This is a genomic window from Snodgrassella sp. W6238H11 (assembly GCF_016100525.1).
GTDB lineage: Bacteria > Pseudomonadota > Gammaproteobacteria > Burkholderiales > Neisseriaceae > Snodgrassella > Snodgrassella alvi.
In genome coordinates, this window is record NZ_JACFSH010000001.1 from 535,848 (window position 1) to 550,547 (window position 14,700).

10 protein-coding genes are annotated in these 14,700 nt (G+C 39.9%); 3 read left to right on the forward strand and 7 right to left on the reverse strand.

Annotated elements, in window-relative coordinates; genetic code table 11:
- Window positions 1–51: 51 nt before the first annotated feature.
- The 4 genes from H3V00_RS02370 to H3V00_RS02385 all read right to left on the reverse strand — a co-directional run bounded on the left by H3V00_RS02370 (window position 52) and on the right by H3V00_RS02385 (window position 5,137).
- Complete coding sequence (locus H3V00_RS02370) at window positions 52–1,440, reverse strand: aspartate aminotransferase family protein (RefSeq protein ID WP_198206548.1); 1,389 nt, start codon at window positions 1,438–1,440, stop codon at window positions 52–54.
- Window positions 1,441–1,527: 87 nt separating this feature from the next.
- Entirely contained in the window at window positions 1,528–2,862 is a 1,335-nt protein-coding gene (locus H3V00_RS02375) for a glutamine synthetase family protein (protein WP_025330640.1), read from the reverse strand.
- An 8-nt stretch (window positions 2,863–2,870) separates the two neighbouring features.
- Window positions 2,871–3,641 (reverse strand): gamma-glutamyl-gamma-aminobutyrate hydrolase family protein, encoded by a 771-nt coding sequence (locus H3V00_RS02380; protein WP_198206547.1) that lies wholly within the window; start codon window positions 3,639–3,641, stop codon window positions 2,871–2,873.
- A gap of 674 nt (window positions 3,642–4,315) precedes the next feature.
- On the reverse strand, window positions 4,316–5,137 hold the full coding sequence (locus H3V00_RS02385) for a pyruvate, water dikinase regulatory protein (RefSeq protein ID WP_025330642.1): 822 nt from the start codon (window positions 5,135–5,137) through the stop codon (window positions 4,316–4,318).
- A gap of 419 nt (window positions 5,138–5,556) precedes the next feature.
- Between H3V00_RS02385 and ppsA the strand changes: the two genes are divergently transcribed.
- Window positions 5,557–7,944, forward strand: coding sequence for a phosphoenolpyruvate synthase (gene ppsA, locus H3V00_RS02390; RefSeq protein WP_198206546.1), 2,388 nt, complete (start codon window positions 5,557–5,559; stop codon window positions 7,942–7,944).
- A gap of 900 nt (window positions 7,945–8,844) precedes the next feature.
- Here ppsA and H3V00_RS02395 read toward each other — a convergent pair.
- The 3 genes from H3V00_RS02395 to gpmI all read right to left on the reverse strand — a co-directional run bounded on the left by H3V00_RS02395 (window position 8,845) and on the right by gpmI (window position 13,374).
- The gene (locus H3V00_RS02395; protein ID WP_025330644.1) at window positions 8,845–10,407 is read right to left on the reverse strand and encodes a S41 family peptidase; all 1,563 of its coding nucleotides are present in this window, start codon (window positions 10,405–10,407) and stop codon (window positions 8,845–8,847) included.
- A gap of 139 nt (window positions 10,408–10,546) precedes the next feature.
- Window positions 10,547–11,851, reverse strand: a complete 1,305-nt coding sequence (locus tag H3V00_RS02400) for a murein hydrolase activator EnvC (RefSeq protein WP_198206545.1) — start codon at window positions 11,849–11,851, stop codon at window positions 10,547–10,549.
- A complete protein-coding gene (gpmI, locus tag H3V00_RS02405) occupies window positions 11,851–13,374 on the reverse strand; it encodes a 2,3-bisphosphoglycerate-independent phosphoglycerate mutase (protein WP_198206544.1) in 1,524 nt (507 codons plus the stop codon). The genes H3V00_RS02400 and gpmI overlap by 1 nt, the downstream gene beginning before the upstream one ends.
- Window positions 13,375–13,581: 207 nt before the next feature.
- Here gpmI and H3V00_RS02410 point away from each other — a divergent pair, with 207 nt between their 5' ends.
- Window positions 13,582–14,160 (forward strand): YqgE/AlgH family protein, encoded by a 579-nt coding sequence (locus H3V00_RS02410; RefSeq protein ID WP_025330647.1) that lies wholly within the window; start codon window positions 13,582–13,584, stop codon window positions 14,158–14,160.
- Window positions 14,153–14,614: a Holliday junction resolvase RuvX gene (gene ruvX, locus H3V00_RS02415; protein WP_078475554.1), complete on the forward strand. Its 462-nt coding sequence runs from the start codon at window positions 14,153–14,155 to the stop codon at window positions 14,612–14,614. Before H3V00_RS02410 ends, ruvX begins: the two co-directional genes overlap by 8 nt.
- The last annotated feature ends 86 nt before the right edge of the window (window positions 14,615–14,700 follow it).

A 14,700-nucleotide genomic window follows, 5' to 3' on the forward strand; every position in this document is an offset into this window, starting at 1 on the left:
CTAAAATAAACAAAAACCTGAGCGGTCACCCAGGTTTTTGTTTAATCAATTTCAGGCAGCCTTATCTGTCTTACAGTCCAGCTTTTTGTCCATAAGTTCCTCAAATTCACGCATGCACACACTGGCGATTGCCAGCATATTATCTATCTCCTTTTTGGAAATAATTAGCGGAGGAGCCGCTACGATATGGTCACCACAGGCACGGAAAATCAGATTGTTCTTAAAAAAGATATCGCGGCAAATCAAACCTGTAGTGCCGAAATCATCAAAGAACTCGCGAGTATCACGGTTTTTTACCAGTGTAAAACCACACATCAATCCTTCACTGCGAATATCAGCAACATATTTAAACTGACTGAATGTTTCCTGCCAGCGCTTACGCATATAAGGACCTGTTTTGGTACGTACCTTTTCAATCAGATTCTTTTTATCAATTATATTCAGGTTCGCACAGGCAACTGCGGCTGAAACCGGATGCCCGCTGTAAGTAAAGCCATGATTAAACTCACCCCCGGCCAGCAAACCTTCTGTTACTTTGTCATTGACCAGAACTGCCCCGATCGGTAAATAGCCGGAGGACAGTCCTTTAGCTGTCGTAAAAATATCTGGCGTGAAACCAAAAGTTTCGAATCCAAACCATTTGCCAGTGCGCCCATAGCCGCAAATTACTTCATCAGCTACCAGTAGTACGTCATATCTTTTACAGATAGCTTCAATTCGCGGCCAGTAACTTGCAGGAGGAATGATCACTCCGCCAGCACCCTGAATCGGTTCTGCAACAAACGCTGCAATTTTATCCGCACCCAGTGAAAGAATTTTTTCTTCAAGCCAGTTTGCAGCACGAATACCGAATTCTTCTTCACTTTCACCAGTTTTGGCTAAGCCGTAATACCAGGGTTGTTCTATATGAACTATATTGGCAATCGGTAAATCACCTTGCTCATGCATGCCTTTCATACCACCCAGACTTGCTCCGCCTAAGGTAGAGCCGTGATAGCCGTTCCAGCGACCAATGATCACTTTTTTAGAAGGCTTGCCGATAGATGCCCAGTAATGGCGCACCATACGTATCATGGTATCAACCGATTCAGAACCGGAGTTGGTATAAAACACATGATTAAATCCCTCCGGTGTGATTTCAACCAGTTTTTCCGATAATTTAATGATTGCAGGATGGGTTGTTTTGAAGAAAGTATTGTAAAACGGCAGCACTTGCATTTGTTTCTCGGCAATTTTAGCCAGTTTTTTTTCTCCGTATCCAATATTGACACACCACAACCCGGCCATACCGTCAATGATTTCATTGCCGTCACTATCATATACATAAATGCCTTTTGCTTTAACCATCATGCGTACACCGTGCTTTTTAAGCTCAGCATTATCGGAAAATGGATGTAAATGATGTTTTACAGCCAGCCTCACATCGGTTTTATTACTCATAAAAACTCCTTTGTTTTAAAATGTTATAAGCAATCATTCAATGTACAAGTACAAGAATAACAGTTGAAATATGCTATTGAGATGGTTTCAGACATGCAATAACAGATATTTGCGCTCCCAAGGGCTGATAACACGAAAATATTCTGAAACTTCCTGCTCTTTTACGGCAATGTACATCTCAACAAAGCGCTGACCCAGTATTTCATGAATTGGTTCACACTGGCGTAAACGTTCTATTGATTCTTCAAGTGTAGTAGGGAACTGATAAGGTAATGAATACGCATTACTGCTCAGCGGAGCACGCGGTTGTAGCTGTTCTTTAATTCCCAGATAACCACAAGCCAGTGAGCAGGCAATCGCCAGATAAGGATTCACATCTACTCCGGCCAGCCGGTTTTCAATCCGTCTTCCTTTGGCTTTAGCACGCGGGACACGTAAACCTACAGTGCGATTGTCATAACCCCATTCAACATTAGTGGGTGCAGCTGTAAACCGGGTCAGCCGGCGGAAAGAATTAACATACGGAGCAAAAAAGGGCATGGTTTGCGGCAGGTATTTTTGCAGGCCGCCAATAAAATGAAAAAATAGTTCTGAAGGAGTGCCATCATCACTGCTGAATGCATTATTACCATTCTCTACGTTGTTCAAACTCTGATGGATATGCATGGCACTGCCCGGTTCTCCTTCCATAGGCTTAGCCATAAAAGTGGCATACATTTTATGATGAAAGGCAGATTCACGTACTGTGCGTTTGAATAAAAATACCTGATCGGCTAAATCCAGAGCATTACCATGCAGGAAATTGATTTCCATCTGTGCTGCACCAATTTCATGAATCAGCGTATCAACTTCAAGGTTTTGTTCATGGCAGTAGTCGTAAATTTCTTCAAACAGAGGGTCAAATTCATTTACTGCATCTACAGCATAAGACCGTCGTCCGAATTCACTGCGTCCGGTACGGCCGATCGGAGGTTGCAGGGGGACATCTGGATCGGGGTTGGGTGAAATCAGATAGAATTCCATTTCCGGAGCAACGATGGGTTCCAGCCCCATATTTTCATACAATTTTAATATGCGTTTGAGTACATTGCGCGGCGCAGTTTCAACCGGTAAACCGTCAGGAGAGAAACAATCAAATATTAGTGATGCTGTCGGATCCTGAGCCCAGGGAACAAAGCGCAGAGTAGTCTGGTCTGGCTTTAACTCCATATCCGCATCTGTTTCATCCAGAAGGCTGGATTGTGGATATTCTCCGGTTACTGTTTGCAATAATACTGCCTCGGGTAGTCGCATATCCGGTTCAGATATAAATTTATCTTTCGGAATAATTTTACCGCGAGCCACACCTGTAATGTCCGGTAAGATACATTCTACTTCAGTGATACCATGTTCTTTAAGCCAGTTAAATATGTCATCATACATAAGTCACCTTAAAATGATTCCTTTTGCCTGTGCAATTTATATTGCATACATGCTTCACGAAAAGCTTTAAAAATAGCGATAGAAAGCGGCTTACTCCCATATTGCCATTCGGGATGCCACTGCACTGCATAGCCAAATATTGACGCTGCATCAATCCTGAATGCTTCAATAAGACCATCTGGAGCAGTTGCTTCTATGCTAAGCCCGGGTGCTAACGTTTTTACTCCTTGCTGATGTAAAGAATTGACCTGATACTGTTTGTGGTCTGTTGCCAGCCACAGCATCAATAAACTGTCTGTTTTCAGATTAACCGCATGCGCATCGCCATATTGAATTTCAATTGGCTGATTATCGGGTTCACGATGATCCAGATAACCGGGTATTTCCTGTATATGCTGGTGCAGGTCACCACCAAGTGCGACATTGATTTCCTGCAGACCGCGGCAAACACCCAGAAGTGGTATACCACTATCAATAATATATTTAATTAGCGGTAAAACAGTATGGTCACGGGCAGCATCCTGTAACGTTCCATCTCGTGCCGATAATTCACCATACCATTTCGGGTCTATATTTGAATAAGAACCGGGTAAAAAAACACCATCAACCAATTTGAGCAGGCGAGTTAAAACTTCCTGATCAGACAGCACCGGAAGTAAAATAACATCGCCGACACTGTCCTGAACCGCATGAATGTATTTTTCACCGACAGCGTGAAAATTCCACTTACCTATCTGCTTTACATCACATGGTATACCTATGATTGGACGCGGCTGCATAAAATTGTCTCAAAGGATTAATAGTTAAAACAATTTTGATTTTTATGATTCATAATCCCATGAGAAAAACAAAATGGCAAGAAAACTTAACTTAAATTGATAATAATTCGATTTATTGGTAACAAAAGATATTAATCTAAACACATAATAAAAATAAATTTTTAGAATTAAATTAAAAATATCATTATTATATTGAGGCCAAGATTATTCGTTGTTTTTGCTGGCGAGAAAATTTACTGACTAAGTAATAATTACTGATGTTAACGATTATGTTAAATGAATATTAATTATAGAATGTAATTAAGAAATACAAATAAGCATGCTTTATTGATTACGTCATTAAAGCAAGAGAATAATAATCTAAAGTATATCATTGCAACACTATTATCCATGTGTCTGACCACAGGATAATAGTCTCAGCACTTCCGGATGTTATCTGAATAGTTGGACATATTTTAATTTGGAAATTTAGATATAGTACAGTTACCTTGGATAGTATATAAAAAATATGCCATGTGTTTAGATAATAATATTCACGCGTTCAAAGATTGATTTAATATTAAAGCTGCTTAATTTATTCGTCTATTACTGATACAAGATAAATACAAATCATGATTGCAAGTTAAAATAAAGGCCCTGAATTTATTCAGGGCAAAACTTTATAACGAAACAACCTAAAACCGCCGTTGTAATTTTGCCGCTAAAATAATACTTGCAGCCAGTTCTTCAATAGATTTATGAGTTGTATTGGTATATGGAATATTAAAACGGCGGAACATATCTTCGGCGGTTAAAATCTCACGTCGGCAATTATCACGACTGGCATAACGGGAATCAGGACGACGCTCCGAACGAATATGGTGCAGACGGTCTGCATCTATGGTTAGCCCATATAATTTTTGCCGGAATGGTTGCAGCATTCTAGGTAATTCACTGCTTTCCAGATCTTCTGGAATAAGAGGATAATTTGCAGCACGAATTCCATACTGTAATGCCAGATAAAGACAAGTAGGCGTTTTACCGCTGCGAGAAACGCCCATCAGAATCACATCAGCTTTTTTCAATTCGCGATCAGTAATTCCATCATCATGATTAAGAGTAAAATTGATTGCTTCCATTCTCTTATCATAGCGTTCAGTATCGTGCATTCCATGGGTTCTGCCAATGGAATGATTTGCTTCTGTGGCAAGTTCATCTTCCAGCTCACCAATAAATGCATCATAAAAACTCATATGCAGCCCTGCACTGGTTTTAATCAGTTTACGGACATTTTCATCAACGATGCTAGAAAAAACCAGCGGACGCGCTTCACAGTGGTTTGCTGCATTATTAATTAAAGCAACAATCTCACGAGCTTTTGTTTCTGTATCTACAAATGGATAAGTAGCACGCTTGAATTCTATATTGTCAAACTGGTTCAATAAAGCAAGACCCATACTTTCGGCGGTGATACCCGTTCGGTCAGAAACAAAAAAGACTTGGCGTACTGGTTTCATAATCAATCTACATAATTCAGAGTTAAAAAGGAATGTGACTTTATGAATTATCCATTGTAAATGAAGTTTCTTCCAGTTCCTGCGTAAAATATTGGTTTTTTTTCAACATTGATACTAAAAAAATAAAAATAGACTGAATATATAAAATTTAAGCAATAAAATTAATGTTTTATTGAATAAAAAGATAATTTTAGATTAAAATTGCTAAAAAAATGTATAAATTGATATTTTAATCTAAATAATTGAAAATGTAATTAAAATACTTAAGGTATCAAGGATTTGTATTTGAATAGTGTTTGATTAGGGATAAATTATCCTCAATTATGGGCGGATAAATAGCCAAAAATACATGACATTTTATACCTGACTAGTTAGAATAGGTCGTCTTCAACTTTCCCACTCCTCACTGGATAACCATCATGGCCGGTAATAACGTAATCTGGTTTGAAAATCTGCGCATGACTGATGTTGAAAGCGTCGGCGGCAAAAATGCATCTCTTGGCGAGATGATTTCACAGCTCACCGAAAAAGGTGTGCGTGTACCCGGTGGTTTTGCTACCACTGCCGAAGCCTATCGCAATTTTCTTGCTTACGAAGGTTTGAGTGAACGTATCAATAACGAGCTAAAGGCACTGGATGTAGATAATGTTGCCGAACTGGCCCGGGTAGGTAAACAGATCCGTCAATGGATCATGGACACCCCATTTCCGCCTGAACTGGAAGCAGATTTACAGGCAGCATGGGAAAAAATGGTAGCTGATGCCGGTACTGACCAGATTTGCGTGGCTGTACGCTCTTCTGCGACTGCCGAAGATTTACCTGATGCCTCTTTTGCCGGTCAGCAGGAAACATTTCTGAATATAAGCGGTTATGATAATGTTAAAGAAGCTATGCATCATGTATTTGCTTCTTTGTATAACGATCGCGCCATTTCCTACCGTGTGCACAAGAATTTTGCTCATGATGTAGTGGCTCTGTCTGCCGGTGTTCAGCGGATGGTGCGTTCTGATAAAGGCGCCTCCGGGGTGATGTTCACCATGGATACAGAATCTGGTTTTGATCAGGTTGTATTCATTACATCATCCTATGGTCTGGGTGAGACTGTTGTACAGGGTGCAGTAAATCCGGATGAATTCTATGTACATAAACCAACTCTGCGTGCCGGTCGTCCTGCGATTCTGCGTAAAACCATGGGTTCTAAACTGATTAAAATGGTTTTCACTGATGCGGCTCAGGCAGGTAAATCTGTACAGACAGTAGATGTTGATGTTGCTGACCGCAAAAAATTCTCAATCAGTGCCGAAGAAATTACTGAGCTGGCTCAGTATGCACTGACTATTGAAGAACATTATGGCCGTCCGATGGATATTGAATGGGGTCGTGATGGTATTGATGGCAAACTGTATATCTTGCAGGCTCGTCCTGAAACTGTGAAATCACAGGAAAATAACAGCCGTGTACTGCGTCGCTATCAGATTAATGACAAATCTGCCATTCTGGTAGAGGGTCGCGCCATCGGTCAGAAAGTCGGTCAGGGTAAAGTGCGTCTGGTCAAATCTGTTGATGAAATGGATAAAGTGTTGCCAGGTGACGTACTGGTTACTGATATGACCGATCCGGACTGGGAACCGGTTATGAAACGTGCCTCTGCAATTATTACCAATCGTGGCGGACGTACTTGTCACGCAGCCATTATTGCGCGTGAACTGGGTATTCCGGCAGTGGTTGGCTGTGGTAATGCAACTTCTGCTTTGCAGGATGGTCAGGAAGTAACGGTGTCCTGTGCCGAAGGGGATACGGGCTATGTATATGAGGGTTTACTGAAAGTTGATGTCAATGAAATACCTTTAGATAATATGCCTGAATCACCAGCCAAAATCATGATGAATGTAGGTAATCCTGAGTTGGCATTCAGCTTCTCTGGTTTACCGGGCTATGGTATTGGTCTGGCACGAATGGAATTTATTATTAACCGCCAGATTGGTATTCATCCTCGTGCTTTGCTGGAGTTTGATCAGCAAGATGAACAGATGAAAGCCACCATTACTGACAGAATTTCCGGCTATTCATCTCCGGTAGACTTTTATATTGATAAAATTGCTGAAGGTGTGGCAACACTGGCAGCTTCTGTGTATCCGAAAAAAGTAATTGTGCGTATGTCTGACTTTAAGTCAAATGAATATGCCAATCTTTTAGGTGGTAATAAATACGAGCCTCATGAAGAAAATCCGATGCTGGGTTTCCGCGGTGCAGCCCGTTATGTTTCTGATGATTTCAAAGATTGCTTTGCGCTTGAGTGTAAAGCACTGAAATATGTGCGTGATGAAATGGGATTAACTAATGTTGAAATCATGATTCCATTTGTACGTACATTGAAAGAGGCTGAAAATGTCGTACGCGCATTGAAAGACAATGGACTGGAACGTGGTAAAAATGGTCTGCGCCTGATTATGATGTGTGAACTGCCAACCAATGCAGTACTGGCCGAACAGTTCCTGAAATACTTTGATGGATTCTCTATTGGTTCAAATGATATGACTCAGTTAACACTGGGTGTGGATCGTGATAGTGGTGGTCCGATCGCAGGTACTTTTGATGAACGTGACCCGGCTGTTAAAGTGATGTTCAGTCTGGCAATTCAAGCTTGCCGTAAATTAAACAAATATATTGGTATTTGCGGACAAGGACCGTCTGACCATGCTGATTTTGCTAAATGGTTGATTGAGGAGGGAATTGAGACTATCTCTCTGAATCCTGATACCGTAATTGAAACTTGGTTATATCTGGCTAATGAACTGAAAAAATAAGTTTTTCGGTTCGTAAAATAAAGGCTGCTAATTTTATTAGCAGCCTTTATTTTTTGATTAATAAATATAGAAATTTCATATATAAATGATTTATTTAAAGATTTTTAGTTTTGCTTAATTAAATTTTTATATTATGTGAAATTGATACAGTAAGTAAGTATAGAGAAAGATAATAAAGTGCCAATAAATCATAAAATCGTTTTCATAGCGAGTTATAACTTCTGCGTCTACAGATATTGAGCTAATTGTTTGTTATTCATCATTAACTGTAATCTATTTGCAAATAAATTACCGTCAACTAACTTTGAAACATTGATATTATTGAAAGATTGGCCATACAGATAAAAATTGTTTAATATTTTCAAACTAAATAAATCAATTTTTATTTTGTTCAAATTAAAAGTTTTTATTTAATTCATAGTACTTAATTCAATTGAGTTAAATATTAAATAAATTTGTTGGGGCTAAAATTTCACTAGATGAAAAGTAAAAAAGAGTGGGTTATTTACTATTTTTAGGTAAATATCATTATTGGAAACTTCCCAACCTAAAAGTATTAAGGTATTAACTAAAACTTTTCCTTAATAGTTTGTGGCAAGTTAATTGTTTATATTCATTCAATTTTATTTGTTGTTATTGAGTCTATTATGCAAACATTATTTTTGAGTAAGTTGGATTTTTAATTATTTTAATATTTTATAAGTTCTTTTTATTTAAAAGTGTAAAGACATGATTTGAATTCATTATCAGGTACTTTTAAATATTATTGAAGTATATGTAGATTTAGTTCTTTTTCTCTGCAATTGGGTTTTGGTTTGTCTATATGATTTTGCAAATAAATTAAATACATTTAATAAAAAACAGATAGCTTAAAGCTATCTGTTTTTTAAAGATAAAATTTTATTTTTTATCCTTTTTGTCGTTAGTTTTAACTGGTTTTTTAGCAGCCAGTCCCAATGACTGATTCCATTTTACCGGGTCTTTTACCAGATCCAGAGCAGATTTTAACTGAGCATCTTTTGCTGGGTTAGGTTCACGTCTCGCCAGCCAGTCTTCTTCATCCTTTTTCTTGCTATCTTTTTTATCAGCAGTAATTGTACCTTTATTGGTTTGATTTTCGTCTTTACCAGTTTTAACTTCCTTGGTACTGTCTTTATCCGAATCTTCGTTAAGCTGATTTACAGGTTCACTGGCAAAAGCCGGAGAAGTGGTTTTTTTCTGACTGCCTTCTAATCCTCCTTTTACCTCCTTACCACCTAACGGGTTACTCAGATGTCCGCCAAGATCAGCTTCGCGGCTTTCAAATTTTCGGTTTTTATCTTTTACTTCAACATCAGGAACGATACCCTGTGCCTGTATTGATCGGTCATTAGGAGTGTAATACAGCGCAGTTGTCAGTTTAACCGCACCACCATTTGATAGAGGAATTACTGTTTGTACCGAACCTTTGCCAAAGCTTTGTGTACCTACAATTACAGCACGTTTATAGTCTTGAAGCGCACCGGAGACAATTTCAGAAGCAGAAGCGGTACCTGAATTTACTAAAACTGTAATCGGTATGGTTTTAATTTCTTCAGGCATATTTACTAGCGGATCATTGCCTTTAACTACATAATCTTTAGGAATAGCTTTTAATACCATACCTTCTTTTTTATCACGGTTTTTCGTGCTGACAACTTTTACGCCCGGTTTCAGGAATACTGCGGATACACCAACAGCACTGTTTAACAGACCACCCGGATCATCGCGTAAGTCGAGTACCAGACCTTTCAAAGGCTGTTTGTTCTGTTTTTCTAAATCTTTAATAGCATCAGCCAGCAGACTTACAGTATGTTCCTGAAACTGAGTAATGCGTACGTAACCGTAATCAGGTTCCAGAAGTTTGTAACGTACACTTTTAACTTTAATAATTGCTCTTGTCAGATGTAATACAATTGGCTGTGCTTCATCTTTACGAGCTAAAGTCAGAGTTATACTGGTTCCCGGTTTACCGCGCATTCTTTTTACAGCTTCGGTAGTGGTCATGTTGCGAGTTGATTCGCTGTCAATTTTAACGATGTAGTCACCGCTTTTGATGCCGGCACGATCAGCAGGCGTGTCTTCTATAGGTGCCACAATTTTTATCAGCCCGTCTTCAGAGCTGATTTCCATACCGAGGCCGCCAAATTCACCTGTAGTGCTTTCCTGTAAATCCGAGTAATCTTTAACAGTCAGATATTCAGAATGCGGGTCAAGATTATTGACCATCCCTTTCATGGCACCTTCAAGAATAGTATCGTCAGTTTTATTCTCAACATAATTGGCTTTAATTTGTCCATAAACTTCCGCCATGGTATGCAGAGATTGTACCGGTAAAGCCTCGGATTTCTCATTGGCATAACTCTGTATGCTTAAAGTGAGAATGACACCGCTGAAAGCACCCAGTGTATATAAAGCAGCTTTTTTTAATCTAGATTTAGCCATTATTACTATTGTTCTTTCTTATAACGACATTAATTCAGGATATCAATAACCTGTTTATAGCAGGTTATGATGAAAATTCAAAATCGGTCAGAGTGTACACTATAAAATTATTGAAAGTAATAGCAAAGCATAATATGTGTTAACGCAACCATGATAATGGATTCATTGCCTGATTATGATAACGAATTTCAAAATAAAGTCCGTTCTGACCGTCCGGTAATTTACCACTTATACCAATGGTTTGACCAGAGCTAAGAATGCTACCGGCAGAAACATTGACGGAGGACAAGCCTGTGTAAATGCTAATATAACCTTCACCGTGATCAATGATAACGGTATTGCCGTAACCTTGTAAAAAAGCAGCATAGACCACATTACCATTAGAAATGCTGTGCACAGCCGCATTGTTACATGAAAAAAACAATCCTTTCCAGATACCGCCATTTGGTCTATTTTCTCCAAATTTTCCTGATATGCTGCCGTTAACCGGTCGGGGAAGGCGTCCCTGTTTCTGTGCAAGACCTTTAATAAGTGGTGTTTTAATATTTTCTGTAGCCTGTAAAGCTAAATCTTCTGCAGTTAAGGTAGAAGGCGGTCTGGTGCTGTCTGTATCATTGTTACCAGCATCGTTACTTGGAGTAATTTGTGGCTGACCTGTATTTTTCGGTTTGATGGTTTGTTTAGGAGGTTTAGGCTGAATCTGAGCCAGACGACGCATTGTTGCCTGAGCAGAAAGACGGCTTAAAAGATTGTTCAATCGTTTTTCATCAGCCTTTAATGATTGTAATTGCTTATTCTGTACTTGTAATTGTTGGTTTAATACACTGGATTTGCTTTGCTGAATAGTATGTTCATTACGCAGTTTGTTAATAAGCTGCTGTTGTTTTTTTTGTAGCGAAGAAAGTTGTTGTTGCTGATTATTAATAGCCTGTTGCTGTGCATTCATTCGCAATTGTTGTTCACGTAAACGCTGAATGACCTGCTCATTGGCTTCATTTAAATATCGTATATATTGTAACGAGCGCCCTTTTTGGTCGGAGGGATCCTTTTTTAGCATTAAATATACGCTGTTCGGCTGACGGTTACGGTAATGTGCATTAAGTAAACGGGCTATCTGGGTCTGAGTTTCTGCAATCTGGGTACGGGTTTTATCCAGATTGGTTTGCAGGGTTTGTAACTGCCGCATACTGGTCTGTTGCTGTTGTTGAATGCGGTGAAGCTCATTTTTTGCCTGGTTAAGCTGCTGGTCTGTTGCAGCCATTGAGGCATCAATTTTTTTCTGTTCAACCGTAGTTTTACTGATCTGGTTTTGTGTTGCTGAAATAGCCTGGTGAACCTGTTTCAGTTCACCAGTTGGCTGTTGGATTTTCTGATTATTGGCAGCGATAGCCAAAGAGAAAAGGGTACTGCACCATATCAGAATGAGACAGAATAAAGATTTCATTATTTATCTGTGAATTCAATCAGGTTCTGCCCTGTCATTTCTGCAGGCGGAGTCAGTCCCAGAGCAGTTAAAAGAGAAGGCGCTACATCTTTAAGCGCTCCGCCTGAACGGATTGTAGCCTTACGCCCTATATAGATAAATGGGACCGGTTCAACTGTATGTTGTGTGTGAGGTTGCTGATTTTTTTCATCATACATGTGTTCACAGTTACCGTGATCGGCAGTAATAATCACTTCTCCGCCTGCAGAAAGTGTTGTTTCGACAACCTGTGCAACACAACTATCTAGTGTTTCTACTGCTTTTATAGCGGCGTCAAGTGAACCGGTATGTCCAACCATATCACCATTGGCAAAGTTACAAATAATAACATCATGACGATGATGTTTCAGACTATCAATAATTTGTTCAGTAATGCCGACAGCACTCATTTCTGGCTGTAAATCATATGTAGTCACTTTGGGTGAAGGAATCATAATCCTTTCTTCACCAATATAAGGTTCTTCCCGACCGCCGCTGAAAAAATAAGTTACGTGCGGGTATTTTTCTGTTTCCGCTATGCGGAGCTGGCTAAGACCCTGTCCGGCCAAAAATTCTCCCAAACCATTATTTACAGGTTGTTTTTCGAACATTACCGAATTGCTGAATTGTGTCCCGTAAGCAGTGATAGTGGCAAAATAGCCCGGTTGTACACGATACTTGCGTTTAAATCCATCGAAATCAGCAAAAGTAAGAGCTTGAGTTAATTCACGTGCGCGATCAGCGCGGAAGTTGAGAAACAGAATGGCATCACCATCTAGCAGCCTTGCCTGCGGGCTGACAATGGTAGGTTTGACAAATTCATCCTGCTCGCCACGGGCATAAGCAGCCTCTAATGCAGTAACAGGGGAATCAGCCTGGTAGGGCGCATCTCCGAATAAGGCATTATAAGCAGCTTCAACCCGATCCCATCGATTGTCCCTGTCCATGGCAAAAAAACGTCCGACAAGGGCACCGCATAATATCTGAGAATGCTGTTGCATATATTGTTGCAGGCGTTGCAGATAGGGACGGGCACTTTGCGGCGGTGTATCACGCCCATCAAGAAATGGATGGACAACAATTTTTTGCATGCCGGCAGCTAGTGCGGCATCTATAACTGCAAAAAAATGTTCTATATGGCTATGCACACCACCATCAGAAAATAAGCCCAGCAGATGTACAGTATGATTCGGATTATTCCATGCCTGTTGCAAAACCGGATTTTGTTCAAGAGTATCGTCTTCAATAGCCATATCGATTCGGGTAATATCCTGAGGTACAACTCTGCCTGCACCAATATTCAGGTGACCCACTTCTGAATTACCAAACTGGCCAACAGGCAATCCGACCATTCGTTCTGAAGCATCTATCGTGCCATAAGCATAGTGCTGACGATAGTTATCGATATAAGGAGTATGCGCCAGTAAAATTGCATTGTCATTTCCTTCGGCACGATGGCCGAAACCATCCAGAATTAAAAGCACAACAGGTTTAATTAATGACACAATTGACCTTTCTGTGATGGCTGTCTTTGACTCAGTCTGCCAGTATTAGCTGTTTTGATAAAATTTTAAAAACCGGATAAAACAATCCGGTTCGGAGTAAGATAGAATTATAGCGAAAAGCATACGCTTGAGAAACTGTAAAACAGACCCAATTTAACGACATATTAATTTATATAGTCTGACATCATTTTCATGGATAAGCACAATATGGCTGCACAACAAAACGCTCCGTCCGGATTCTCTCTGGCCAATCATTTTCTGATTGCTATGCCGTCAATGGAAGACCCGTTTTTTAAAGAAAGCGTGATTTATCTGTGTGAACATAGTGCAGACGGTGCTATGGGTATCATTGTAAATAAACCATCACCGATTATGATGGATTTACTGTTTGATTCTGCTAAAACCCCTACACCGGAACGTTTTCACGGACAAAATGTTCTGATGGGCGGTCCGGTTCAAGTAGACCGCGGATTTCTGGTACATACTCCGACAGGTTCATGGGAAAGCAGTTTGCTGGTAACTGACGATATAGCCATGACTACTTCTCGCGATATTATTCTGGGGCTTACGCAGGAAAATGAAGTTGATAAAGCTGTAGCTACTATTGGTTATTCCAGCTGGTCTGCCGGACAACTGGAGCAGGAGCTGGCAAATAATAGCTGGATAACCGTGCCTGCAGATAACCAGATTTTATTTGATATGCCTTATAAGCAACGTTACAAAGCTGCTTTGCAGTTATTAAATATTGATATTGCCAATCTGAGCGTATTGGTGGGCCATGCCTGAATCAATCCCTTCTCCCCTAAAGCGTGGCACTGTACTCGGATTTGATTTCGGAAGCGCACGGATAGGAGTAGCCGTCGGTGAAGCTGAGCTGGCGAGTGTACATCCGTTGGAAACTATTACTGTTATCAGTAATGAACAGTATTTTAGCCGTATTAAAACTTTAATAAATGAATGGCGGCCACAGGTGCTTGTAGTAGGTCTTCCCACTCATGCAGATGGTGAGGACGATGAGGCTACTGCTCTTTGTCGCCGTTTTGGTAACCGTTTACATGGTCGTTTTAATTTACCGGTATACTGGGTAGATGAGCGCTGGACATCTGTAGTCGCCGAAAGTTTGCTAAATGAAGCTTTAGTTTTTGGGAAAAAGCGTAAACAAATACTGGATCAGGTTGCAGCACAGGCAATTCTGGCAACTTTTTTCAGTACCGGCGCATGTATGGTCAAACTTGATTAAATTTTCAAGTGTGTTTTAAATGAATCTAAATATCGGGTTACTGATAACGCAGAACTTATAACTACAAATACTGTTTTATTATTTCG

Excerpts from the sequence above, each read along its gene's own strand:
- H3V00_RS02410 (WP_025330647.1), top strand. The coding sequence starts at position 13,582 with ATGGCTGCACAACAAAACGCTCCGTCCGGATTCTCTCTGGCCAATCAT.
- H3V00_RS02385 (WP_025330642.1), bottom strand. The coding sequence starts at position 5,137 with ATGAAACCAGTACGCCAAGTCTTTTTTGTTTCTGACCGAACGGGTATC.
- H3V00_RS02370 (WP_198206548.1), bottom strand. The coding sequence starts at position 1,440 with ATGAGTAATAAAACCGATGTGAGGCTGGCTGTAAAACATCATTTACAT.
- ruvX (WP_078475554.1), top strand. The coding sequence starts at position 14,153 with ATGCCTGAATCAATCCCTTCTCCCCTAAAGCGTGGCACTGTACTCGGA.
- H3V00_RS02395 (WP_025330644.1), bottom strand. The coding sequence starts at position 10,407 with ATGGCTAAATCTAGATTAAAAAAAGCTGCTTTATATACACTGGGTGCT.
- H3V00_RS02400 (WP_198206545.1), bottom strand. The coding sequence starts at position 11,851 with ATGAAATCTTTATTCTGTCTCATTCTGATATGGTGCAGTACCCTTTTC.
- ppsA (WP_198206546.1), top strand. The coding sequence starts at position 5,557 with ATGGCCGGTAATAACGTAATCTGGTTTGAAAATCTGCGCATGACTGAT.
- H3V00_RS02380 (WP_198206547.1), bottom strand. The coding sequence starts at position 3,641 with ATGCAGCCGCGTCCAATCATAGGTATACCATGTGATGTAAAGCAGATA.
- H3V00_RS02375 (WP_025330640.1), bottom strand. The coding sequence starts at position 2,862 with ATGTATGATGACATATTTAACTGGCTTAAAGAACATGGTATCACTGAA.